General features: G+C 74.7%; 15 protein-coding genes, 3 tRNA genes and 1 pseudogene. 10 read left to right on the top strand and 9 right to left on the bottom strand.

What is annotated here, in order from left to right; translation table 11 throughout:
- Nucleotides 1–25: 25 nt before the first annotated feature.
- From ACWGKU_RS19375 to ACWGKU_RS19365, 3 genes are all read left to right on the top strand, one after another.
- Nucleotides 26–898: a glycoside hydrolase domain-containing protein gene (locus tag ACWGKU_RS19375; RefSeq protein WP_401051246.1), complete on the top strand. Its 873-nt coding sequence runs from the start codon at nucleotides 26–28 to the stop codon at nucleotides 896–898.
- Nucleotides 899–942: 44 nt separating this feature from the next.
- A complete protein-coding gene (locus ACWGKU_RS19370) occupies nucleotides 943–2,208 on the top strand; it encodes a hypothetical protein (RefSeq protein WP_452179191.1) in 1,266 nt (421 codons plus the stop codon).
- 218 nt (nucleotides 2,209–2,426) lie between these two features.
- Nucleotides 2,427–4,088, top strand: coding sequence for a long-chain fatty acid--CoA ligase (locus ACWGKU_RS19365; RefSeq protein WP_387688816.1), 1,662 nt, complete (start codon nucleotides 2,427–2,429; stop codon nucleotides 4,086–4,088).
- A gap of 121 nt (nucleotides 4,089–4,209) precedes the next feature.
- Here ACWGKU_RS19365 and ACWGKU_RS19360 read toward each other — a convergent pair whose 3' ends face one another.
- Entirely contained in the window at nucleotides 4,210–7,767 is a 3,558-nt protein-coding gene (locus tag ACWGKU_RS19360; RefSeq protein WP_452179192.1) for a PAS domain-containing protein, read from the bottom strand.
- A 177-nt stretch (nucleotides 7,768–7,944) separates the two neighbouring features.
- On the opposite strand from ACWGKU_RS19360, the gene ACWGKU_RS19355 reads away from it, so the two are divergent.
- The 6 genes from ACWGKU_RS19355 to ACWGKU_RS19330 all read left to right on the top strand — a co-directional run bounded on the left by ACWGKU_RS19355 (nucleotide 7,945) and on the right by ACWGKU_RS19330 (nucleotide 14,335).
- A tRNA-Ser gene (locus tag ACWGKU_RS19355) sits at nucleotides 7,945–8,038 on the top strand.
- 214 nt (nucleotides 8,039–8,252) lie between these two features.
- A tRNA-Arg gene (locus ACWGKU_RS19350) sits at nucleotides 8,253–8,328 on the top strand.
- 31 nt (nucleotides 8,329–8,359) lie between these two features.
- Nucleotides 8,360–8,435: transfer RNA gene (locus ACWGKU_RS19345), tRNA-Arg, on the top strand.
- 361 nt (nucleotides 8,436–8,796) lie between these two features.
- Entirely contained in the window at nucleotides 8,797–11,868 is a 3,072-nt protein-coding gene (locus ACWGKU_RS19340) for an Ig-like domain-containing protein (RefSeq protein WP_452179193.1), read from the top strand.
- A gap of 257 nt (nucleotides 11,869–12,125) precedes the next feature.
- Entirely contained in the window at nucleotides 12,126–13,337 is a 1,212-nt protein-coding gene (locus tag ACWGKU_RS19335; protein WP_401047742.1) for an SPFH domain-containing protein, read from the top strand.
- Nucleotides 13,334–14,335: a C40 family peptidase gene (locus ACWGKU_RS19330; protein WP_452179195.1), complete on the top strand. Its 1,002-nt coding sequence runs from the start codon at nucleotides 13,334–13,336 to the stop codon at nucleotides 14,333–14,335. Before ACWGKU_RS19335 ends, ACWGKU_RS19330 begins: the two co-directional genes overlap by 4 nt.
- A gap of 99 nt (nucleotides 14,336–14,434) precedes the next feature.
- Here ACWGKU_RS19330 and ACWGKU_RS19325 read toward each other — a convergent pair whose 3' ends face one another.
- On the bottom strand, nucleotides 14,435–15,388 hold the full coding sequence (locus ACWGKU_RS19325; protein ID WP_452179196.1) for an aldo/keto reductase: 954 nt from the start codon (nucleotides 15,386–15,388) through the stop codon (nucleotides 14,435–14,437).
- 154 nt (nucleotides 15,389–15,542) lie between these two features.
- Here ACWGKU_RS19325 and ACWGKU_RS19320 point away from each other — a divergent pair, with 154 nt between their 5' ends.
- Entirely contained in the window at nucleotides 15,543–15,743 is a 201-nt protein-coding gene (locus tag ACWGKU_RS19320) for a hypothetical protein (RefSeq protein ID WP_359913925.1), read from the top strand.
- Between the two features lie 54 nt (nucleotides 15,744–15,797).
- On the opposite strand, the gene ACWGKU_RS19315 is transcribed toward ACWGKU_RS19320, so the two are convergent.
- The 7 genes and pseudogenes from ACWGKU_RS19315 to pelF form a co-directional block, all read right to left on the bottom strand.
- A complete protein-coding gene (locus tag ACWGKU_RS19315) occupies nucleotides 15,798–16,820 on the bottom strand; it encodes an endo alpha-1,4 polygalactosaminidase (protein ID WP_452179197.1) in 1,023 nt (340 codons plus the stop codon).
- A 22-nt stretch (nucleotides 16,821–16,842) separates the two neighbouring features.
- Nucleotides 16,843–17,538, bottom strand: coding sequence for a spherulation-specific family 4 protein (locus ACWGKU_RS19310; protein ID WP_401049954.1), 696 nt, complete (start codon nucleotides 17,536–17,538; stop codon nucleotides 16,843–16,845).
- On the bottom strand, nucleotides 17,535–18,452 hold the full coding sequence (locus ACWGKU_RS19305) for an NAD-dependent epimerase/dehydratase family protein (protein ID WP_452179198.1): 918 nt from the start codon (nucleotides 18,450–18,452) through the stop codon (nucleotides 17,535–17,537). The genes ACWGKU_RS19310 and ACWGKU_RS19305 overlap by 4 nt, the downstream gene beginning before the upstream one ends.
- A gap of 125 nt (nucleotides 18,453–18,577) precedes the next feature.
- Nucleotides 18,578–19,279: pseudogene (locus ACWGKU_RS19300) on the bottom strand (nucleotidyltransferase family protein); the annotation flags it as partial.
- A 75-nt stretch (nucleotides 19,280–19,354) separates the two neighbouring features.
- Nucleotides 19,355–20,347, bottom strand: coding sequence for an SDR family NAD(P)-dependent oxidoreductase (locus ACWGKU_RS19295; protein ID WP_380547479.1), 993 nt, complete (start codon nucleotides 20,345–20,347; stop codon nucleotides 19,355–19,357).
- Between the two features lie 136 nt (nucleotides 20,348–20,483).
- On the bottom strand, nucleotides 20,484–22,010 hold the full coding sequence (locus ACWGKU_RS19290) for a hypothetical protein (RefSeq protein WP_401049950.1): 1,527 nt from the start codon (nucleotides 22,008–22,010) through the stop codon (nucleotides 20,484–20,486).
- Nucleotides 22,011–22,110: 100 nt separating this feature from the next.
- Complete coding sequence (gene pelF / locus ACWGKU_RS19285) at nucleotides 22,111–23,628, bottom strand: GT4 family glycosyltransferase PelF (protein WP_401049947.1); 1,518 nt, start codon at nucleotides 23,626–23,628, stop codon at nucleotides 22,111–22,113.
- Nucleotides 23,629–23,758 lie beyond the last annotated feature (130 nt).

The following is a 23,758-nucleotide window of genomic DNA, read 5'->3' as shown; positions in this document are numbered from 1 at the left end:
GACGGGCCGTCAGTATCAAGGCGGGGTGCGCCTTCTCCGCCCCGCCGCCCTCCTCGCCGCCGCCCTCGTGCTCCTGCCGGCCACCGACGGGACGGGAGTGAACGCCGAAGCCACCGTCCCGGCCGCCGTCGCCGCCCCCCGCATCCGGGCCGTCACGCTGCCCGACCGGTACGGCCCGCCCCGGGTCCGCGACACCTGGAGCGGCCCCGCCTTCGACGCCTGCACCGCACCGTCGCTCGACACCCTGAAGACCTGGCGCGACGCCTCCCCGTACGGGGCGGTCGGCATCTACACCAGCGGCTCCCAGCGCGGCTGCGACCAGCCCCGGCTCACCGCCGAGTGGGTGCGCCAGGTGCGGGCGCTGGGCTGGCGGTTCCTGCCGGTGCACGTCGGACTGCAGGCGCCGTGCGCCGAACCGGGCCGCAAGCCCAAGCGGATCGACCCGGCGACGGCCGCCGAGCAGGGCCGGGATGAGGCGGAGGAGGCCGCCCGGGCCCTGCGCGCGCTCGGACTCGCCAAGGGCAGCCCGGTCTACCTGGACATCGAGGCCTACCCGATGCGCGACCCGGCGTGCGGCCAGGCCGTGGTCGACTTCACCCTCGGCTGGACCGCGGCCCTGCACGACGCCGACTACCGCTCCGGCTTCTACTCCAGCCTCGACTCCGGCATCGCGGACCTCGCCGCCGCCGCCCGCGCCGGCAGCTCCCCGATGCCCGACGCGCTCTGGTACGCCCGCTGGGACGACCGGGCCGACACCGACGGCTCCGGCGGCCTCGCCCCCGACCTCTGGAGCTTGCACCAGCGCGTCCACCAGTACCACGGGAACGTCGAGGAGACCTTCGGCGGCGCCACCCTCACCGTCGACCGCAACCACGTGGACGGCCCGACCGCCCACTGAGCCCCGCCGGTAGGGTGGCCCCCGATCGAGCACGGGGGAACGGCATGGCGAACGGGCAGGGGCACGGCGGCAGCACCGGCGGGTACGGCGCGCCGCCACCGCAGAACCCGTACGGACAGCCGCCGTACGGACAGCACCCCTACGCGCAGAATCCGTACGCGCAGAACCCGTACGAGCAGAACCCGTACGCGCAGCCGGTGCCGCCGCCGCAGCCCTACCCGCCCCGGCAGCCGCAGGCCGTCCCGGCGCACCAGGCCCACCCGGTCCACCAGGCCCACCCCGCCCCCCAACAGCCGTACGCCGCCGACCGGTTCGGCGCCCCGCCGGAGCCCGGAGCCGGCCGCCCCGGCGGCTTCCCCGGCCCCGCGCCGCGCCGCAACCGCCTGGCCGTGCTGGTCCAGTTCGTCCTCCAGTGGATCTACGCGCCGCTCTGGGTCCTCGGCCTGGTGCTGCTCTTCGTCGTCCTGCTCCTCGCGGACTACAGCGGGGGAGGTCCCGACTCCGACGGCTGGCTGAAGGTCAACCGCAGCTTCGTCCCGCCCCGCCGGCTGCGGGCCGAGCTCTCCGGCAGGCCGGAGCACTGGGAGCGCTACGTCGCCCCGATCCTGGCCCGCCGGATCGCCGCCGCCGAGGCGGCGCACGCGGCCGGCGACGGCGAGGTACGGGCCGACCTCGGCCGGGTGATGCGGGTCGGACTCCCGCTGCGGTTCTACCGCGGTCTCGGCGCGGCCGGCGTGGTCCGGCTCGCGGAGCGGCACGGCTGGCACGGCGTGGCGTCCGGGACGGACACCGGGCACGTCCGCCTCGCCCGCCACTTCCCCGCCCCGGCCGCCCTGAACGCCCCCTCCCCGCAGGACCCGCCCGCCGCCCCCGGCACCCCGTGGGGCCCGCAGCCGGTCCGCTTCGCGCCGCTGCTGCCGTTCGTCCTCCTGCTCCAGGTCCTCTACGTCCCGGTGTACGGCCTGCTCACCTGCTGGGTGAGCCGCCCCGAGCCCGACCACTGGGACCGCTGGGGCGCCCGCTGGACCGTCGGCCCGCGCGCCTTCCGCGCCGAGTTCACCAACAGCCCCGCCGCCTGGGACCGCCACATCCGCCGCATCCTCGAACGCGACGCCACCCGCATCCGCGCCGCCGCCCGCACCTCCGGCACCACCCCCGCGCACCGCATCCAGCTCAAGCGCGCCACCTACCGCGGCGCCGGCGCCCACCAGGCCCTGCGCATCGCCGCCGAACAGGGCTGGACCCTCGACCCCGCCTACCTCCCCGACTCCGCCAACTCCCTCCGCCTCACCCGCCCCGACCTCCCCTGACCTCCCCCGCCGCAGGGCTCCGGTGACCGTCGGGCCGCCGACGCCTGCCCGCCCCCGCGGGCGGAGGGCGGAACCGGGACGGATCCGTGATCCGTGCAACGGGGCCGGGATACTGACAGCGGGGGGTGGGGGCGGCACAATCGGGCACGTCCGCGCGCATTACCGCCCGGTAGGTGCCGCAGGCGCAGCCCCCAGTGCCGCCAGGTCGAGGAGGACCCGTGTTCAGCACGATGCAGGACGTACCGCTCACCGTCGCCCGAATCCTGGAGCACGGGTCGACGATCCACGGCCGCTCGACCGTCACCACCTGGGACGGCACCGGGCCGGTCGTCCGGACCTATGCCGAGGTCGGCGCGCGGGCCGCGCAGCTCGCGTGCGCGCTGCGCGACGAGCTGGGGGTGACCGCGGACGACCGGGTGGCCACCTTGATGTGGAACAACACCGAGCACCTGGAGGCGTACCTCGCCGTCCCCGCGATGGGGTCCGTGCTGCACACGCTGAACCTGCGGCTGCCCTCCCAGCAGCTGTCGTTCATCGTCAACCACGCCGCCGACCGCGTGATCATCGTCAACGGCACCGTCCTGCCGCTGCTCGCCGCCGTCCTCCCGGACCTCGCACCGACCCTCAGGCACATCGTGGTGAGCGGCCCCGGCGACCGCTCGGTGCTGGCCGGCTTCGCGGGCGCGGTGCACGACTACGAGGAGCTGATCGCCGGTCGGCCCACCGAGTACCCGTGGCAGCACGACATCGACGAGCGGCGGGCCGCCGTGCTCTGCTACACCTCCGGCACCACCGGGGACCCGAAGGGCGTGCTCTACAGCCACCGCTCGGTCTACCTGCACTGCCTCCAGGTGAACACCGGCGACAACTTCGCCTTCACCCCGCGCGACACCGCGCTGCCGGTGGTGCCGATGTTCCACGTCCAGGCCTGGGGCATCCCGCACGCCGCCTTCATGTCCGGCGCCAACCTGCTCATGCCGGATCGTTTCCTCCAGCCCAAGCCGATGGCCGAGATGATCGCCGCCGTCCGTCCGACCGTCAGTGCCGCCGTCCCCACCATCTGGGCCGGCCTGCTGGACGAACTCGACGCGGGCGACTACGACACCTCCAGCCTGCGCATGGTGGTCATCGGCGGCAGCGCCTGTCCGCCGTCGCTGATGAAGGCCTACGAGGAGCGCCACGGCATCCGGGTGCTGCACGCCTGGGGCATGACGGAGACCTCCCCGCTCGGCTCCTTCGCCCAGCCGCCGGGCGGCCTCACCCCCGAGCAGGAGTGGCCGTACCGGGTCACCCAGGGCGTCTTCCCGGCCTCCGTCGAGGCCCGGCTGATCGGCCCGGGCGGCGAGCGGATGCCGCACGACGGCGTCTCGGCGGGCGAGTTGGAGGTGCGCGGTCCGTGGATCGCCGGGGCGTACTACGGCGGCGCCGGCCAGGACCCGGTCCGCCCGGACGACAAGTTCTCCGAGGACGGCTGGCTGCGCACGGGCGACGTCGGCACGATCACCGCGGACGGCTACCTGACCCTCACCGACCGGGCCAAGGACGTCATCAAGTCCGGCGGCGAGTGGATCTCCTCGGTCGAGCTGGAGAACGCCCTGATGGCCCACCCCGACGTGGCCGAGGCCGCCGTGGTCGCCGTCCCGGACGAGAAGTGGGGCGAGCGCCCGCTGGCGACCGTGGTGCTGCGCCCGGGCGCGACCGTCGGCCTGAAGGAGCTGCGGGCCTTCCTGGGCGAGCGGATCGCCTCCTGGCAGCTGCCGGAGCGCTGGGCGATCGTGGAGTCGGTGCCGAAGACCTCGGTCGGCAAGTTCGACAAGAAGGTGATCCGGGCCGGCTACGCGGCCCAGGAGCTGGACGTCACGGTGCTCGGCAAGGAGTGACCGGCCGAAAGGGCCGGCCGCCCCGTACGGAACGGGGGCGGCCGGCCCTTTCACGTGCCGGAGTGCCGGAGGGCCCGAGAGCCGCAGAGCCCGAGAGCCGCAGAGCCGGCCCACGACGGAGTCAGCCCGCGGCGGCGACGCCCGCCTCGCCCATCGCACCGATCCGCCCGAGCAGGTCGACGATCCGGGACTGGACGTCCTCGCTGGTCGAGCGCTCGGCGAGGAAGAGCACGGTCTCGCCGGTGCGCAGCCGGGGCAGTTCGCGCGGGTCGAGGTCCACGGAGGTGTAGACCACCAGCGGGGTGCGGTGCAGCCGGTCGTTGGCGCGCAGCCAGTCCAGCAGGCCGACCCGGCGGCGGCGGATCTGCAGCAGGTCCATCACCACCAGATTGGGCTGCACACTGCTGGCCCGGGCCACCGCGTCGTTCTCGTCCACCGCGTGCTCGACGTGCATGCCGCGCCGCTCCAGGCTGCTGATCATGGCGGCGGCGATGTCCGGGTCTCCCTCGACCAGCAGCACCCGTGGGGCGTGGTGCTCACCGTCGCGCGGTGCGAGGGCGCGCAGCAGGACGGCCGGGTCGGCCCCGTACGCCGCGTCCCGGGTGGCCTGGCCGAGGCCGGCGGTGACCAGCACCGGGACCCGGCGGTTGAGCGCCGCGGTGCGCAGCGACTGGAGCGCGGTGCGGGTGATCGGGCCGGTCAGCGGGTCGACGAAGAGGGCGGCGGGGAAGCCGGGGACCTGGGCGTCCACCTCCTCGCGGGAGCGGACGATCACCGGCAGGTAGCCGCGCGCCTGGAGGGCCTGTTTGGTGGCGGGGTCGGGCTCGGGCCAGACCAGCAGCCGGCGGGTGTTGGCCAGCTCGCCGGTCGGGGCGGACGGCTGCTCGTCGGCGGGTCGCTCGTCCGCGGGCGGGAGCTCGGCCATCGGGCGCGGCGCGGTCCGGTGGGCCTCGGCCGGTACGGGCGGCTGCGGCGCGGTGGCGGTCACCGGCGCGGGGCCGAGCTGGCGCGGCGGGGCGAGCTCGCCCAGGCCGGTGCCGACCGGGCGGGGGCCGGACGGCTCCTCGGCGGCGGGCAGGGCGGCGCGGGCGGGCGCCAGCGCGCTGCCGGGGGAGGGCAGCGCCTGGCCGACCTGGCCGACCTGGCCGACGTGCTCGACCTGGCCGACCGGACCGGCCGGAACGGAGGCGTTCACCAGGGCGTCCGGGTCCGGTCCCGGCGGGACGGCCAGCCGGCGGCGGCGTCCGGTCGGCGCGGTGGCGCCCGGTTCGGGCGGCGCGGGCGCGGGACCGGCCGGCAGGGCGTGCTCCAGGCCGGGGTAGACCGGGGCGTCGGCCGCTCCGGGCAGGGCGAAGCCGCCGGAGGACTCCTCGGTCGAGGGCAGCGCGCGGCGGCGCCGGTGCTTGGTCTCGCCCGGGGCCTGCTCCTGGGCGGCCTGAGCGGCCTGGGCGGCCTGGGCGGCCTCGGTGGTCGGGGTGCCGGCCGGCGGGGTGCCGTCCGGGGCGGTGGGCGCGGGGGCCGGGCCGAGCGCGAGCGGCTCGCGCCCGCCGGGGCGGTTCGGCGGCACCCGGTGGCCCTCGACGGGCACGGCGTAGGCGGGGCCGGAGCGGCCGTCGTCCTTGCCCCACGGGTCGCTCTGGGCACCGTCCGGTCCGGGCAGGCCCTGGCGGCCGTACGCGGGGTCGTTGCCGGTGCCGTTCCACTGCTCGGGGACGGCCCGCTCGACCCGGGCGGGGGCGTTCGGCCACTGGTCGGCCGGAATGTCGGGGGCACCGGGGCTGCCGGGGGCACCGGGGGTGTCGGACTCCGGGACCTCGGCGGCCGGTCGGCCTCGGCGGCCGCGCCGTTCGGCGGGGGGCTCCTCGGCGGGTGCCCGCTCCGCGGCCGGGGCCTCGGGGGCTTCGGGGGCCTCGGCGCCGGGCTGTTCGGCGGTCGCCGCGGGCTCGGTGCTCTCACCGCTGCTGGGCAGCTGCGGGATGCCCGGAAGCTCGGGCAGGACGGCGCTGTCGCTCTCCTTGGGCCGGTCGGAGCGGCCTTCGGCAGCGGCGCGCTCGGCGGCGGCCTTCGCGGCGACCGGGTCCAGCGGCAGCTCGACGACGTACGTGGTGCCGGCCTTGCCGGGCAGCTCGTGCGGCTGGAGCACGCCGCCGTGGCGCTCGACCACCGCGCGGGCTATCGGCAGGTGGACGGGGCTGCCGCCGACGCCGGGGCCGCGGATCTCGACCCGGGCGACCTCGCCGCGCTGGGCGGCGGCCAGCACCACGGTCGGCAGGTCGGGTGCGGGCGGCAGCGCGGGGGTGGCGGCGCCGTTCAGCCCGGGCACGGCCAGACCGGGGGAGGGGGCGTCGGGGGGGTCCAGGGCCAGCCCGATGCCGCTGACGTCGGCGACCAGGTGGGCCAGTGCCTGGGCGAGCCGCCGCTCGTCGGCGATCACCTCGACCGCGGCGGCGTGCACCGAGAACCGCACCCGGCCGGGGCCGACCAGCTCGCCGGCCACGTCGACGGCCCGGCGGACCACCTTGTCCAGGCCGACCGGCACCCGGGGCGCGGGCTTTTGCCCGTCCTTGGCGTCCTTGCCGGCCTTGGGCTCCTTGCCGTCCTTGCCGTCCTTGGCCTCGCTGCCGGCGCTCTCGCCGGCCTCGCAGCGCTGGTGGTCGAGCACCCCGTCGATCAGCTTCCCGAACCGGCGGCACTCGGCGGCCAGCCGGCGCAGCGTCCAGTTGGCCTCCGGCCAGAGCTGGCCGGCCGGGTCGGCGGCGAGCGCGTCGAGCCGCTGGTTCAGCGCGTTCAGCGCGCCGCCCAGCTCGCTCTCCAGGACGGCGGTGAGGTGCTCGTTGCGGGCGACCAGGGCGAGTTCGCGGCTGCGGTCGGTGAAGGTCATCACCGCGCCGACCAGCTGGTCGCCGTCCCGGACCGGGGCGGTGGTGAGGTCGACGGTGACCGGTCGGCCGTCCTTGCGCCACAGCACGGTGCCGCGCACCCGGTGCTTGCGGCCGGAGGTCAGGGTGTCCAGCAGCGCCGACTCCTCCAGCGCCAGCGGGGTGCCGTCGGCCCGGGAGTGCTGGATCAGCGGGTGCAGTTCGCGCCCGCCCAGCTCGCTCGCCCGGTACTCCAGGATGTGCGCGGCGGCCGGGTTGACCAGCACGCAGCGGCCTTCGAGGTCCACGCCGAGCACGCCCTCGGCGGCGGCGCGCAGGATCATCTCGGTCTGCTTGTGCTGGCGGCGCAGCTCGGCCTCGACGCCGAGCCGGCCGGAGAGGTCGCGGACCAGCAGCAGGAGCAGGTCGGAGGAGGAGGGCGAGTTCTCGCGGTACGAGTCGTACGGGGAGCGCGCGTAGCCGCGGCCGTCGCCGTCGTCGGCGAAGTCGTTGCCGGAGACCTCGACCGGGAAGGTGGTGCCGTCGGTGCGGTGGGCGGTCATCCGGACCGGGCGGTCGAGGGCCTCGTCGTCGCGGGTGGCCGGGCGCATCGAGCCGGGGATGCGGCTGGGGTCGAACTCGGGCAGCAGACCCAGCACGCCCATGCCGACCAGTGAGGTGCCCGGCGCCTGCAACGCCTGGACCGCCGCGCTGTTGGCGTCCACGACGGTGCCGTTGCTGTTCACCAGCAGCAACGCGTCGGGCAGGGCGTCGAGTATGGCGGCGAGGCGAGCAGCGCCTCGGATCGGCCTGCTGCTCACGTCGACAGGTCTCCTCGGCTCGGGGCAGCTCCTCCGGAGACGGCAGTATCTCATTCTTCTTTGCGGCGGGGTCGACCCGCCTAGTAACGTTGGCGGTGGTTGGTGCCGAGCCCCACGGTTGTGGCATCATCACTGACACACGGAACGGGTCCGCTCGCGCGGATGCGATCCATGTGGGGAGGCTTCGCCTAGTCCGGTCTATGGCGCCGCACTGCTAATGCGGTTTCGGGGTTATTCCTGATCGAGGGTTCAAATCCCTCAGCCTCCGCCAGTCGGGAGCCCCCGTCGACGATCTCGTCGACGGGGGCTCTTCGCTTTCCCGGACACAGTGCGGGTGCGGGTGCGGCCCGGAGCGGGGCCCCGAGCGCCGGCACGGCGGGGTCGGAAGGGGTCGGCGGGGGCCCGGATCAACCGATTTCGTCCTACGCCGCAGGTCATGTAATGTTGTCCCCGCAACGCCCCGGAGGCAACGTTCACCAGGGCGAGCGCTCATAGCTCAACGGATAGAGCACTTGACTACGGATCAAGAGGTTGCAGGTTCGAATCCTGCTGAGCGCACCAACCTTCGCAAGATCGGGTTCGCCCGTTCCTTGCGCTCATAGCTCAACGGATAGAGCACTTGACTACGGATCAAGAGGTTGCAGGTTCGAATCCTGCTGAGCGCACCATCGAGAAGCCCCCGGCCACCGGCCGGGGGCTTCTCCCGTTCCCCGGCGCGCCGGGCCACTGATTCGAACAGGGCCCTGCGGTGGATGGTTCCGTCCCGGAGGCCGGTGTCCCCCGGATGGGTCCGGAGTTCCCGTTCTTGCGTCCGTTCGAGTGGTGCCGATTGCCGCCTAATGGATGAAATGCAGCCGTTTCGGGTACATCCCGTCCTGCCGCCCGAATGACCGCCGATCGGGTGGGACACGGCCAAAAGCACAGGTGTCGCCGTATGCCCGGCCCTGGGCCGTGATTCCTTTTTGTCGGATCTTGTGCAGCCTGCCCGCCTGCCCGCCAGCCCGGCAGCCCACCGCGAAGGAGAGCCGGATGAGCCGACAGTTTTCCCTTACGGCTGCCGCCCTGGCCGTCCTCGCGACCGGGCTGCTGACCACGTGGAACGCCCCGCTCTCGGTGGCCCGCCAGTCCCCCGACACCTGGTCCGCCGAGCACCGGGCGGTGCTGCCCTCCGGACTTTCGGTCCGGTTCGATCTCGATGCCTCCCCGGGCACCGGCGTCACCGCCGCACCGGGCGCATTGGCGGACCGCTCCGCCGCCGGTCTCCCCGCTGCCCGCTATGCCGACGGAATGCGGCCGGGAGATCCCGCGCAGACCTTCGACCTCGCCCCCGACCGTCCGCAGGCGGACGGCTCCTGGCGCACCGTGGGAACGCTCCGGCTGGACTTCTCCCGCCCGGTCCGCAATCCCCGGCTGCACCTCAGCGGCCTGGCCGCGCTCGCCACCGGGAATTCCGGCAGCACCAGCACGGCAACCCGGCTGACCGTGACCGGAGGCTCGCCGGCCGCCCCCGCCCTGGTCGACCGCACGGACTGGCCCGGCTGGACGGTCGAGGGCAACGTCCTCGCCCCCGCGAGCCCGGACGGGGCGTCCGACGGCGATCCCGGTTCGGCGGCCGAGGGCTCGCTGGAGCTGGCCGGCACGGTCCGCACCGCGGTGTTCCGGGTCGAGCAGCGCTCCGTCGCCCGGGCCGGCAGCACCACCACCCCGCCCGCCCTGCGCCAGGCCTACACCGTCACCGTCGACGAGGGCCTCGGCACCGCCCCGCAGGACTACGGCAACGCCTCGCACGTGGTCACCGACCTCTTCCTGGGCGCCGACGCGGCCGGTCCGGCGCGCACCGCCGGCAGCCGTTCCGCCGGGGCCCCCGGCAGCGGGCCGCTGGTCCGGCCCGACCACGGGGCGGCCCCACGCAGCCCGTTCGACGGCCCCCGGGCCGGGCTCCAGCCCGGCCGCGGCGAGTACCAGGGCGCCGACCCGGCGATCGCCTTCCCCGCCGAGGCCGCGATCGGCCGCTACTACCGGCTCACCGTCCCGGTCGCGGTCGGCGACCAGCCCGCGACCCTGGCCGGCTGGATCGACTTCGACCGCACCGGCCGGTTCGACCCCGCCGAGCGGGTGCAGACCGAGGTCCCGCCGGGCGCCGACACCGCCACCCTGGAGTGGACCGTCCCGGCCGGTGCGGCCTCCGGCGGGACCTGGGCCAGGCTGCGGATCGGCCGCGACGCCGGCCAGCTCGTCTCCTCCGGTGGGTTCGCCGACTCCGGACAGGTCAGCGACCAGCGGATCGAGCTGACCGTCGGCGCCGCCCGGCCGGAGATCGCCGAGCCGGTCGACGGGACCGTGCTCGCCGACGCCCGGCCGCGGATCAGCGGCGGGGGCGCGGTGTCCGGTGCCACGGTGGAGGTCGTCGAGGGCGACACCGCACTCTGCAAGGCCAAGGTCCTGCGCGGCGGCGACTGGTCCTGCCGCCCCGACACCGGGCTGGCGCCCGGTCCGCACGCCCTCACCCCGGTGGAGACCACCACCGGCGGTGTGGTGCTGCGCGGCGAGCCGGTCGGGGTCAGCGTGAAGAGCGTGCCGCCGGGCGCCCCCACGCTCACCGTCCCCGCCTACACCAACGACCCGGGGCTCCGGCTCACCGGCACCGGCGAGGCGGGCAGCACCGTCTCGGTGGTCGAACGGGGCTCGGGCGACGACCTGTGCATCACGGGGGTGCCGGCGGACGGCCGGTGGTCCTGCCTGCCGGTCGAGATCCTGACGGACGGGAAGCACCTGCTCACCCCGGTCGCGGTCGACGCGGCGGGGAACCGGACGGCCGGGCCGCCGGTGGAGCTGGTCGTCGACACCGGCCTGCCGCAGCGGCCGGTGCTCACCTCCCCGGCCCCGGGGGAGACCGTGCGGGTCAGCCGGCCGAAGCTGGCCGGCCGGGCGGAGCCGGGAGGGAACGTGCTGGTCACGGTGCGGCCCGGGGCGTCCTCGGAGACGGAACGGCGGACGGTGCTCTGCGGGGCCACGGCGGCGTTGGACGGGAGCTGGAGCTGCACGGCCAACCGGGACCTGACGGACGGGGACCAGTGGCTGCTCGTCACGGCGACCGACCGGGCGGGCAACGAGGTCTCGGCGGAGCCGGTGCCGGTACGGGTCGCCGCTGCGGGCGCGGTGCCCGATCCGGCGGCGTCGAGCCCGGCGGTGTCGGGTTCGGTGTCGCCGAGTCCGGCGGCACAGAGTTCGACGGCAGTCGGTCCGACGGCTTCGGCTCCGGCCGCGGAGGTGTCGAGCCCGGTGGCCGGGAGCCCGACCCGGTCGGCCTCGGCCTCGGCCCGGCCCAGTCCGACGACGGCAGCGACGACGGTGACGGCGTCCGGTCCGGCGGCGAGTCCTGTGGCGCCCGGGTCGGCGGCGCCGAGCCCGGTGGCGTCCGGTGCGTCGGCGGTGCCGTCGAACCTCGCCGAGTCGGGCCCGAGCGCTCAGGGTTCGGCGGTGGCCTCGCCGAGTCCGTCGGTCGCGGCGGCGCCTTCGGAGGTGCCCGCGGCGCTGCCGATCGTGGTTCCGTCGGCGGGAGCCCGGCCGGTGACGGCAAGTCCGGTGGTGGCGTCGTCGGTGGCGCCGACGTCGCGTCCGAGCGCTTCGGTCCCGGCGGCGGCCACCGTGACCACCGCGTCCGTCGCGTCCACCGGGCTCGTCGCCCCGATCCCCTCGGCCACCGTGACCGTCTCCCCGGCTCCGGCTCCGGCCCCGGCCGACGGTGTCGGCGCCTTGCCGGCCGCTGTCGCCGCGGTGCAGTCCGCGCCCTCGCCGGCCGGAACCGCCGGAACGGCCGCCGGAACCGCCGGAGCTGCCGACTCGGCCGGGGCCGTCGCCGAACCCGCCGAACCCGCCGAACCCGCCGAACCCGCCGAACCCGCCGAACCCGCCGAGTCCATTCGGGACGCGGCCCGGCCGTTGGCGGCGCCTCCGGTGGGGGCGTCGCAGGGCGCGTCCGGACGGCCCGGGGAGACCGGCCGGCGCGGTGGGCTCGCCGGAGTCCTGCTGGTGCTCACCGGTCTGGGGCTGATCACCCGTCGGGTGTTCGCCCGTAGGGCCGGTGCTCCTCGGCGCTGATCGGCGCCGAACTGTCCCGACCATCCACTCATGTGCCTGCGCGTCAGGTCGGCTTTGGATGATTCGTCAGTAAATGTCGACACACCTCGGTTCAAATGTCGCATTTGATGACGTATGAACTTAGCCTGACCCTGGCACTGCCCGTCAGATCCGGGCCGCCCGTTGCGCGACACACCGACCCAGAGGATCCGTGCATGGACGTCACCCGCGATTCTTCGCAGCGACCCGACAATCTGCCCAAGGTGTTTCCGCCGGCAGTGCCGGAACGTTCCGCCTCCGGCTCCAGCCCGCTGGCCAGAACCACGGCCATCAGGACCGTCACGTCGGACGGCCCGGCCGACAGCGGGCCGGCGACCACCCCGCTGGCCGTCGTCCCGAGCCCCGCGCAGGCCGGCCCGGCGGACCGGCGCGACCCGCTGGAGACGGCCGCCCCCGAGACCGTCGAGCTGCTGGACGTCACGGCGGCCGGAACCGCGACCGCCACCACCTCCCGGCGCCCGCCGCGCGCCGACCAGGCGCTGCGCGAGCACCGCGCCGCCGCGCTGCCCGGCTGGATCGCCCTGCTGGCCGTGCTGATCGGCGTGGCCGGTGTGCTGTTCGTACTGCTGCGCACCGGCGTCATCCCGTACTGGGACGCGCTGCCCGACCTGCGCGGCACCGTCGCACGGGAGAGCGGCCGGGTGGAGGCGGACGCGCAGTGGATCGCCGCGGCGGCCGCGGCCGGCCTGCTGGTGGTGCTCGCGCTCGCCGGACTGCTGGCCAACGCGGGCGGCGAGACCCGGGTGCTGACCCGCTGGGGCCGCTACCGGGGCACCGTCCGCCGGGCCGGCCTGGTCTGGGTCAACCCGCTGCTGCGCCGTCGTCGGGTGGACGTGCGGCTGCGGCACTGGCGCAGCGAGCCGGTCAAGGTGGTGGACCGCACCGGCACGCCGATCGTGGTCCGGCTGCTGATCGTCTGGCGGGTCAAGGACACCGCGCGGGCGCTGCTGGCGATCGAGGACCACGAGAGCTACCTGCGCGAGCAGGTCCAGGCGGTGCTCACCCGCACCGCGTCCACCCTGCCCTGCGACAGCAACGCGGCCCCCGGTCCCGCGCTGCGCGACGGGCAGTGGTTCGCCGACGAGATGACCAGGGCGCTGGCGGCCGAGGCGGCCCCGGCCGGCCTGGAGGTCTACTCGGTGCAGCCGCTGGCCCTGGAGTACGCGCCCGAGGTGGCCGAGTCGATGCGCCGGCGCCGGCTGGCCGACCTGGACGCGGGCCTGCGCACGGTGCTGGTGGACGACGCGGTGGAGGCGGCGGCGCTCGCCGTCCGCCGTCTGGAGCGGGCGACCGCGCACGAACTGGACGAGGCCGCCCGCAGCGCGCTGATGGAACAGCTGCTGGTCGCCTTCGTCGCCCCGGCCGGAGTGGCCGCCTCGGTACCGTCCCCGGCCGCCCGCGCCGGGCGGAAGGAAGGACGACCCGCATGAGGATAGCCACCGGCGCGTACGCCGAACCCGCCGTCACCGTCGGCTCGGGCGGCCCCGACGGTGATCCCGGTCTGATCGGCTTCGAGGAGCGACTCGGCAGCATCCCCGCGATCGCGGGCTGCGGCTGCCCGAACTGCGTCGTCCGGCCGCGCACCGCCCGCTCCGCGGCGGCGGCCGGCGGCAGCCGAATACACCGGGCCGTGCGGAGCACCTGTCTGGCCACCACCGTGCTGGCGGGCGCCGGCGTCGTCGGCCTGACGGCCGGCGCCGGATCCGCGCACGCCGCGGCCGGGAAGCAGGGCTGGGACGGGTCGACGTACTGGTTCAAGAACGGCTCCGGCGAGTGGCGTTGGACCAGCCACTCCGACGTCTACGCGAGCCGCACCGGGCAGTCCGCCGGCTCGGCCGGCGCTTCCGCCCGGGCCGCCTCCAACGGTTCGGCCTCCTCCGCCGGGATGCGCCAGGGCTGGGACGGGTCGAAGTACTGGTTCAAGAACGGCTCCGGCGAGTGGCGTTGGACCAGCCACTCCGACGTCTACACGAGCCGCACCGGGCAGTCCGCCGGCTCGGCCCAGGCCCCCGCGCAGCCCGCGGCCCCCGCGAGCCGTCCGTCGGCCAAGCCCTCGCCGGCCCCCGGAAGCATGGAGGCGGCCATCGACTACGCGCTCGCCCAACTGGGCAAGCCGTACGTCTGGGGCGGCAACGGCCCGTCCGGCTACGACTGTTCGGGGCTGGTCCAGCAGGCCTACCGGCGCGCGGGGATCAGCCTGCCGCGGGTGGCCGACGACCAGTACGCGGCGACCACGCCGATCAGCGCCGGGCAACTGCGCCGCGGCGACCTGGTGTTCTGGTCCGACAGCGGCCGGGCCTCGGGGATCCACCACGTGGGGATCTACCTGGGCGGCGGCACCTTCGTGGAGGCGCCCCGGCCGGGGACGACCGTCCGCATCTCGACCCTCAGCCCGGGCTACTACCCGACCCACTTCGGCCGGCCGTAGCCGCGGAACCCGTACCGGGCCCCGACAGCGCGCCGCTGTCGGGGCCCGGACCGCGTCCAGGGCGGCTGCGGGGCGGAGCAGCCGTGGCGCCGGGCGGGCTCAGGCGGAGGCGGCGTCCAGCAGGGCGGTCTGCTCCGGGGTGAGCTCCAGGGTGGCGCCGGCCAGCAGCGGCGGGAGCTGCTCGACGGTGCGGGCGCTGGCGATCGGGGCGGCGACCGTCGGACGGGCGGCGAGCCAGGCCAGGGCGACGGAGGCGAGCTCCACCTCCAGCTCGGCGGCGACGGTGTCCAGCGCCTCCAGCACCTTGGGGCCGCGCGGCTCGGCCAGGTAGCGGGTGGCGCCCTCGGCGCGGGCGCTGTCCACGCCGTCGACCCCGGGACGGTACTTGCCGGTCAGGAAGCCGGAGGCCAGCGCGTAGTACGGGACGGTGGCCAGACCGTGCTCGGCGACCACGTCGGCCAGCGGGCCCTCGAAGGTGCCGCGCGAGACCAGGTTGTAGTGCGGCTGGACGGCGACGTACTTCGCCAGGCCCTCGCGCTCGGCGAAGGCCAGTGACTCGGTGAGCCGCTCGGCGGAGATGTTGGAGGCGGCGACCGCCCGGACCTTGCCCTCGCGGACCAGCTCGTCCAGCGCGGTGACGAACTCCTCGACCGGGGTGTCGTCGTCCCGGTGGGTGTAGTAGAGGTCGATCCGCTCGACCCCCAGGCGGCGCAGCGAGTCCTCGGCCGCGGCCTTGACGTTGGCGGCGCCCAGGCCGCTGCGCTCGGCGTGCATGCCGACCTTGGTGGCGATCACGATGTCCTCGCGGTTGCCGCGGCTGCGCAGCCAGTTGCCGAGGACGGTCTCGGACTCGCCGCCGGTGTTGCCCGGGGCCCAGGCGGAGTAGACGTCGGCGGTGTCGACGAAGTTGCCGCCGGCTGCCGCGTAGGCGTCCAGGACGGCGAAGGACTGCTGTTCGTCGGCCGTCCATCCGAAGACGTTGCCGCCGAGGGAGAGCGGGAAGACGGACAGGTCGGAGGTGCCGAGGCGGACCCGGCTGTGGTTTCCGGTCATGGGGGAAGTCAACCGGATTGCGCGGCGGGGCATTCCGTGAACCGCGCGGTCTTCACGGAGCCGTCGTACCGCTGTCGCACGTGGGGGTGGTGTGTTCCGCGCGACGGGGGTCCGGGGTGTGCCCGAGGTGGGCGGATTCGTTAGAGTCCGTGCCATGGCTGACAACGACTACGACCCCGCCGGCAGCACCCAGATGTTCCGGGCGTTCGTCGACGAGAGCCCGGCGCCCCAGGCCCCGGGCAACGTTTCCACCTACGGCAGCAGCAAGAGCGGCAGCCGCACCGGCGTGATCGCGCTGATCGCCGTCGTCGTGCTGGTCGCCCTGGGCGGCGTGATCTGGCTGGCGGTCAAGTGACCCTCGCGCGGGTGACCCTCGTCCGGGTCACCCGCGCGACGGGAGCCGAGCTCCTCAGCAGGGTTTGCGCCAGGCGTCCAGTTCGAGCTTCTTGCGCATCGAGCTGAAGCCCAGCGACTTGGCCTTGCCGCAGAACCGGTCCGTGTCGAGCTTGTACTCGACGTGGAAGACCGCCTTGCCCGCCTTGACGAAGGGGGCGACACGGTCGCACTCGTCGAACTGCGAGCACTCCTCGTTGACCGCGAAGTCGAAGTCCGCGAGCAGCGCCGGGATCTGGTCCAGGTCGTTCTTCAGGCCGATGGCCAGGCCGCGTTCATGGGCGAGCTGCGCCAGCATCCGGTTGTACTTGAGCTGGTCGTCGGCGGTCAGCGGGAAACCGCTGTTCTGGTTGTAGGCCTCGATGGTGTCCGGCTCGATGGCGTCGAAGCCCTTGCTCCGGCACATGTCGAAGCGGGCGGCCATCAGCGGCCTCAGCTGGTCGAGCTTGCGGATGTCGAACCACTTCTCGCCCTTCCAGCCGGTGTCCGAGCCCTGGAGGGACTTGGCGAAGGCGGCGGAGTCGGGGCGGAAGTTCTCCCAGGAGCCGGCGTTGATGTAGCAGATCACCTTGCGGCCCTTGGCGTGCAGCGCGGCCACCACCGAGGCGTCGTTCTCGAAGCCGTCGATGTCGTAGACCGGGACGTCCACCGACTGGTCGACGGCGCCGCCGAGTTGCCACTGCCAGGCCAGGCCGGGGGTGGGCTGCCAGCGGGCGCCGGCCGGCGGCGGTGCCGGGTTGCCCGGCGGGGTGCCGGGGCCCGGAGGGGTACCGGGCGGCGGACTGCCGGCGGGCGTTCCCGGGGCCGGCGCGCCGGCATTCGGGGTGGTGGGCCCGGGGGTCGGGGTGTCCGGGGCGGTGGTGGCCGCGTCGGGGGTGCCGGGGGTGCTCGGCGCGGTGGCCGCGGGGGAGTTGCTCGGGGTGCCGTCGGCCGAGTCCTGGTCGTCCTCCGATCCCGAGCTGCTGCACGAGCTGACCAGCAGGGCGGTGGCGGTGGCGAGGGCCAGGGTGGCCGGAAGCAGCCGGTTGCGACGGTTCACGGTAGTCGAACTCCGGATCGGGTCAGGTCAGTTCAGCGGCGTTCAGGCCGTACGGCAGGGTGCGCCAGGGGTTCTCCCCGGCTCCCGGTACGGCGCAGCCGACGCCGGCTCGCCGGGCGGCGATCAGGGCGGCGGCGTCCTGGGCGTTCTCGGTGGGGACGTCGTAGACCAGGTGGCAGAAGCGGGAGGCCGCATGCCTGCCGGTCCACAGCGGCAGCGTCATGTCGCGGTAGGCGTCCCAGTCGCCCTCGAAGGTCACCAGCAGGTCGGCCAGGCCGACCTCCGCGTAGCCCGGGTCCGGGTGCTCGCCGTGGCCGAACACCACGGTGCCGCAGCCGGCCGCGCGGGCGGCCGTGGCCAGCCGCCGGTAGTGCGCGAGCGCGCCCCGGTGGGTGGTGACCTGGTCGAAGTAGACGCCGGTGATGCCGTGGCGCTGACGGTAGGTCAGGATGTCGGCCACCACGGCCGCGTGCGGGCGGCGGCCGTAGTCGGTGTCGGTGTAGCCGACCAGCGGCAGGCCGGCGGCGCGCAGTCGGTCGGCCGCCTCGGCGAAGACGTGGTCCGGGACCTCGCCCGGACCGTCGGCGAGGTTGAGCACGACGGCGGCGATCCGGGCGGGGTCGGCGGCGGCGACCGCCTGCCAGGCCGCCGGGTCCACCGCGGGGTGGACGTACAGCGGCACCAGCAGGCGGCCGTCGGGGGTCTGCCCGGTGGTCATGCGACCACCGGGTCGGGCGTGGGCCCGGCGGTGCCGAGCCACAGGTCGCGCAGGGTGTCGGCGAGGTCCGTCTCCGGCCGCCAGCCGAGCTCCCGGGCGGCGGCCGACACGTCGGCCTGCTGCCAGGAGACCGCGGCCGAGCGTTCGGAGCCCGCCCCGCTCTCGTCGATCCGGCCGGTGAAGCCGGCCGCGGCGACCAGCCCGTCGGCGATCGCCCGGACCTGCCGGGCCCGGCCGGAGGCCAGGTTGAGCATCCGGGGCAGCGGACGGTCGGCGGTGACGGCCAGGCCGACCGCCCCGGCCACGTCCCGGGCGTCGACGAAGTCGCGGTAGGCGGAGAGGTCGCCGACCGTGATCACGCCGTCGGCGCCCTCGGGCGCCACCCGGCGCAGTTCGGCGGCCAGCCGGCCGGGCAGCGAGCCCGCCGGGGCGCCGGGGCCGACCGGGTTGAACACCCGCAGCACCACGGCGTCCAGCGGCGAGCCGGCCACCGCGAGGGAGCCGGCCAGCTTGGTCGCGCCGTACACGCCGACCGGGCGCGCGTCGGCGTCCTCGGTCAGGGACTCGCCCTGTCCGCAGACGCCGTACTCGCCGGCCGAACCGATGTGCACCAGGCGGGCCTTCGGGGCGCCGAGGGAGAGCGCCTCGCAGAGCACCGCCGGGCCGCGGGCGTTCACCTCGGCGAGCTTGACCGCGCTGCCGGCCACCGCGCCGGCGAAGTTGACCACCGCGTCGGGGGCCAGCGCGGACAGTTCCTCGCCGAGCGGGCCGGCCTGGGCGGTGGCCAGGTCCAGCCGGAGATCGTGGGCGGGCCGCCGCCCCGCGGTCAGCACGGTGGCACCGGGCAGTGACCGCAGGACGGCGGTGGCGTGACGGCCGAGGAAGCCGTCGCCGCCGAGGAGCAGAATTCTCACGCGGCCCGTCCGTCGCTCTCGGCGCCCGCGGTGGCGGGCTCGGCGTGCTCGTCGTCCGGGGCGGTGCGGGCGGCCGGGATCGGCAGTTCCGCGACGCTCGGCGTGGTGGTGGTCGACTCGAAGGGCATCAGGACCGGGCGGATGGTCGAGAACTCGGCGTTGGCCCGGTCGTAGTCGTCGGGCCGGCCGATGTCCAGCCAGTAGCCGCCGAACTCGTACGCGGACGGCGGGGTCCCGGCGGCCAGCAGGTCCAGCACCAGCTCGTCGAAGCCCAGCGGCAGGCCGGGGGTGTACTTGGCGAGCGCCGAGCGGGAGACGCCGTACACGCCCATCGAGACGCGGTAGTCGATGCTGGGCTTCTCCTGGAAGCCGGTGATGGTGCCCTCTTCGGCGGTCAGCACGCCGAAGTCGATCTTGACCTGACGGGCATAGGTGGCAATGGTCAGCGGGGCACCGGACGCCTCGTGGTGCTTGAGCACCCCGGCGAAGTCCAGGTCGGTCAGGATGTCGCCGTTCATCACCAGGAAGTGCTCGGGCAGGCGGTCCTGCATGGTGAGCAGCGGGCCCATGGTGCCGAGCGGGCTGTCCTCGACGGCGTAGCCGACCCGCAGGCCCCACTGGGAGCCGTTGCCGACGTAGGCGCGGATGATGTGGCCGAGGTGGCCGATGGCCAGGGTGACGCTCTGGAAGCCCGCGGCGGCGAGCTGGCGCATCACGATCTCCAGGATCGCGTGCTGGTCGCCGATCGGAACGAGCGGCTTGGGAAGCGCGGTGGTGTACGGGCGGAGACGGACGCCCTTACCGCCGGCCAGGATCACTGCGTGCATGGTGTTTCCCCCACGGAAAGGATGTGCAGGACACGAACCTTGGTTACCAGGACGAGCAAGATCGGTTACGGCGGGTCAGACGTTGTAGATGTCGGTCTTGTAGCGGGCCAGGTTGGCCGGGTCGCGGAAGAACTCGATGGTCTGCTCCAGGCCCTGCTCCAGGCTGAAGCCGGGGGCCCAGCCGGTGGCCCGGCGCAGCCGGGTCGCGTCCGCGACCAGACGCATGACCTCGGAGTTGGTCGGACGGATGCGCTGCTCGTCCTCCTTCACCACCAGGTCCACGCCCATCAGCTTGCCGACCAGGGTGACCAGGTCGCCGACCGAGATCTCGCCGCCGGTGCCGGCGTTGAAGGTCCGGCCGACCACCGACTCGGCGGGCGCGGTGCCCACCGTGCGGAAGGCGTTGGCGGTGTCCTTGACGAACGTGAAGTCGCGGGTCGGGCGCAGGTCGCCGAGGGTGATCTCGGTCTGGCCGGCCGCGACCTGGGCGATCACGGTCGGGATGACGGCGCGCATCGACTGGCGCGGGCCGAAGGTGTTGAACGGGCGCAGGGTGACGACCGGGGTCTCGAAGCTGGCGTGGTAGCTGTCGGCCAGCCGGTCCCCGCCGGCCTTGGAGGCGGCGTACGGGGACTGGGTGTTGATCGGGTGGTCCTCGGTGATCGGCACGGTCTGCGCGGTGCCGTAGGTCTCGCTGGTGGAGGTGTGCACCAGGCGGGGGATCTCCAGGTGGCGCACCGCCTCCAGCACGTTCAGGGTGCCGGTGACGTTGGTGTCGACGTACGAGTGGGGGGCGCGGTAGGAGTACGGGATCGCGATCAGGGCGGCCAGGTGGTAGACCGCCTCGGTGCCCTTGACCAGGCCGTTGACCGAGCCCGGGTCCCGGACGTCGCCGAGGACGATCTCGACCGAGTCCAGCACCTCCTCGGACAGGGTCTCCAGCCAGCCGAAGGACGAGAAGGAGTTGTACTGGACCATCGCGCGGACGTGGTGCCCGTCGGCGACCAGGGTCTCGACGAGGTGGGAGCCGATGAAGCCCTCGGCTCCGGTAACCGCGACGCTGCTCATGCGGATTTCGCTTTCTCGATCTGCCGGGGCGGCCGGACGCCCTGCGGTGGCCGGCCGCCGTAGGCCCGGTGGGTGTCTCAGGTGAAACGGGTACGGCGGTGCACGCGAATGGAGGCGTGCGGGATATTCGATGTGTTCAGCGGTGCTGGGTGGTGCGGCCGAGCGCGGGCCCGGCGAGTGCGGTGAGGACGGTGGCGGCCGCCCCGCAGCCGATCAGCTGCAGGACGATCGGGTCCGCACCTGTCAGCAGCCCGGCGCTCTCGGCGACCGCGGCGGCCAGACAGACGAGGGCGGTGCTCCAGCTGAACCCGAAGGCGTTCAGCAGCAGCGCCAGCCAGAGCGAGCCGCCGAGGAGCAGCATCGCGCCGAGCTGCGGCACGCCGAGCGCGGGGGCGCCGGGCCACAGCACGGTCGCGGCGGCGTCCAGCGCGGCCACGGTGGTGAGGTAGATGAACAGGCAGCCGAGCAGGATCGCGCCGGTGCGGCGGGAGAACTGGCCGCTGGTGTGGCTGGTGCGCAGTGCGGCGACCGCCAGTGCCCGGTAGCGGAAGAGCAGCCACTCGGCGAGGCCCAGGCTGAGCGTCAGCGCGATCATGGCCGGTCCGGTCGGGGTGGTCGAGGTCTCCTGCGCGGGGTGGCCGCCGGACTGCACGGCCTGGTGGATGGTCCCGCCGAGGCCGGCGATCAGCGTGAGCGCGCCGCAGGCCAGGCCGAACAGCAGGTGCGGGACCTCCTGGCGGACCGGCAGCCTCAGCGCCACGGACTCGCGCTCGCCGCCGCGGATGCAGACCAGCAGCTCCCGGGCGGCCAGTCCGACCGCCAGCGCCACCGAGGCGAGCAGCACGACCGTTCGGACCAGCTGCGGAACGTCCACCGCCAGCACCACGCCCGCGCCGACCGAGGCCGGGGCCAGCGCCAGCAGCAGGAACTTCTCCCGCCCGAGCACCAGCAGCACGGTGGCCGCGCCCAGGTAGCAGGACTGTCCGGCGGCGAAGGACAGCGCGCCGAGCGGCCCGCCGACCACGTACGCGGCGGCGGACGCGACCAGCGCGCCGACCGGGGCGCCGACGGCCAGGCAGACCGCGGCCTCGCGGCGGCGCATCCGGCCCAGCCAGCGGTAGGAGCGGTGCGCCAGCGCCTGGTTGAAGCCCCAGCTGACCAGCGTGGCGACGGACAGCGCGAGCATGCCCGAGGGCAGGCCGAAGCGCATCCGGGTGGTCGCGAACAGGCTGGCGCCGAGCAGGTAGCCGAGCCCCGGCAGGGCGAACACCAGGCCGCGCACCACGCAGCGCCAGGGATCGGCCCGCCAGGGGTTGGCGAACTCGGAGCTCGGGCCGGGGTAGCGGCGCTGGACCTTCTCGAACAGCTCCTCGGCGACGGTGAACGCGTCGGGGCGGCCGTACAGCAGGGCGGCCTGCTCGTCCGAGAGGCCGTCGGACTCCAGGAAGGCCGCGATCTCGTACGGGTGGACGGCGTCGGCGCAGACGTCGCGCAGGCGCTCGGCGAGTTCGTCCAGCGGGTCCGCGGAGAGGTAGAGCGACTCCTCGGGCTCCGGCTCCTGCTCCGGCTGGGCGGGGCGGCGGCGCTTGAGCGGCAGGGTGCGCAGCTGCATGGTGTGCTCGGGTCCGGCTTCGTCCGGAACCAGTCGCAATGGACCGCTCATGCTCCGACCTCGTTGTGCTCGGCGGCCGCTTCGCGGGACACGCGCTTCTCGACGGTTCTCTCTCCCCCGGCCGCCGGCCGGGGGTGCTCCGGGCGCCGGTTCACGCTCCGACCTCGCTCGGCTCGGGGCGGGCGGCGGAGGCCAGCTGCTGGTCCCAGTCGGGGCTGGGGACCTGGTCGGTGACGGCGACCATGCCGCCGGGCATCCAGCGGGCGGTGCCCAGGAGTTCGGTGTAGATCCCGCGGAAGCCGTCGATGTTCTGGCGGAGGGTGAACTGCTCGATCACCCGCAGCCGGGCGCCCTCGCCGAGCCGGGCGCGCCGTTCGGCGTCGCGCAGCAGCTCGATCGCGGCGGCCGCCATCGGCTCGGGCTCGCGCGGCGGGACGACCAGTCCGGTGTCGCCGACGGCCTCGCGCACGCCGCCGACGTCGGTGGAGACGGTCGCGCGGCCGCAGGACATCGCTTCGATCAGGGTGAACGGGAAGCCCTCGCTGATGCTGGAGAGCATGACCACGTTGCCCGCCGCGTACGCGTCGGTGATGTCGGCGACGCGGCCCTCGAAGGCCACCGAGTCGGCTATGCCGAGCTCGGCGGCCAGGGCTATGCAGCGGTCCCGGTACGCCTCGCCGCCCTTGGGAGTGCCGCCGAAGAGCCGCAGCCGCGCCTCGGGGATCTCGCGCTGCACGATGGCGAAGGCCTGGATCAGCGTCTCCAGGTCCTTGATCGGGTCGACCCGGCCGGCCCAGCTGAGGGTCGGCGTCTCGGGCTCGGGACCGGCCGGCGGGAAGGCGGCCGGGTCCACCCCGTTGTAGACGGTGCGGATGTGCGAGGACGGCGTGCCGCCGCGCTCCTCCCAGCGCCGGTTGTACCGGTTGCCGGGGGTGACCAGCGCGGCCTGCCGGTAGCTCTCCTCGGCGAGCATCCGGTAGAAGCCGAGCAGCAACGCCTTGACCGGCCAGCGGTACGGGCCGGTGCGGTAGCCGAGGTAGCGCTCGCGCAGGTAGATGCCGTGCTCGGTGAGCAGAAACGGTACGCCGTACTGCTGGGCGGCGATCAGCCCGGGCAGGGTGGCGAGCCCGCCACTGGCCGCGTGCGCGACGCCCTCCTTCGGCGGCTCGACCGAGAGCGGCCGCAGGGCGTGCTCCAGCAGGTCGGTGGCGTTCAGGGCGTCGTGCAGGGTGGGCCGGGAGACGGCGGTCGGCAGGTAGTCGCGGGTCCAGACGTGCTGGAGGGTGCGCAGCGCGCGCTCGCTGCGCAGCGCCGGGCTGAGCAGCCCGTGCCGGGCGAGGTCGGCGAAGTTGTACAGCTCGGTGCCGAAGTGGGTGGTGTAGACCGGGTCGAGGATGGAGTGCAGGAAGCGCTCGTACGCGTTGAGGAAGCGCCGCATCTCCTTGCCGCGGGGCGGTCGGCCTTCCGAGGCCGGCCCCCAGAGCGGTGCGGTGGTGACCGACCGCACGTTGGCGGGCAGCTCCCAGGCCAGTGGTTCGTGCCCGGTTCCGGTGACGGCGATGACGTCGAACTCGACGTCCGGCATGCCTTGAACGAGCTGGTCGCACCAGACGCTCACGCCGCCGTGCTGGTGCGGATACGTCCCCTCGGTGAGCAGGGTGACGCGCATTCCTGTCCCCCCTCCTGTTCTTGCGTCGGTTCCGGCCTGGATGGCCGGAACGGGAGGCCTGGGGGGGGTGGGGCGGGGGCAAGGGGCCGCCCCCCCGGGCGGGGGGGGGGGCCGGGTAGCCGGTGCCGGC

The organism is Kitasatospora sp. NPDC054768 (assembly GCF_053612025.1).
This window is presented reverse-complemented; position numbering and strand designations above follow the sequence as displayed.

What these genes read in the sequence shown, in the direction of transcription:
- ACWGKU_RS19370 (WP_452179191.1), top strand. Translation starts at nt 943, where the DNA reads ATGGCGAACGGGCAGGGGCACGGCGGCAGCACCGGCGGGTACGGCGCG.
- ACWGKU_RS19340 (WP_452179193.1), top strand. Translation starts at nt 8,797, where the DNA reads ATGAGCCGACAGTTTTCCCTTACGGCTGCCGCCCTGGCCGTCCTCGCG.
- ACWGKU_RS19330 (WP_452179195.1), top strand. Translation starts at nt 13,334, where the DNA reads ATGAGGATAGCCACCGGCGCGTACGCCGAACCCGCCGTCACCGTCGGC.
- ACWGKU_RS19325 (WP_452179196.1), bottom strand. Translation starts at nt 15,388, where the DNA reads ATGACCGGAAACCACAGCCGGGTCCGCCTCGGCACCTCCGACCTGTCC.
- ACWGKU_RS19320 (WP_359913925.1), top strand. Translation starts at nt 15,543, where the DNA reads ATGGCTGACAACGACTACGACCCCGCCGGCAGCACCCAGATGTTCCGG.
- ACWGKU_RS19310 (WP_401049954.1), bottom strand. Translation starts at nt 17,538, where the DNA reads ATGACCACCGGGCAGACCCCCGACGGCCGCCTGCTGGTGCCGCTGTAC.
- ACWGKU_RS19295 (WP_380547479.1), bottom strand. Translation starts at nt 20,347, where the DNA reads ATGAGCAGCGTCGCGGTTACCGGAGCCGAGGGCTTCATCGGCTCCCAC.
- ACWGKU_RS19290 (WP_401049950.1), bottom strand. Translation starts at nt 22,010, where the DNA reads ATGAGCGGTCCATTGCGACTGGTTCCGGACGAAGCCGGACCCGAGCAC.
- pelF (WP_401049947.1), bottom strand. Translation starts at nt 23,628, where the DNA reads ATGCGCGTCACCCTGCTCACCGAGGGGACGTATCCGCACCAGCACGGC.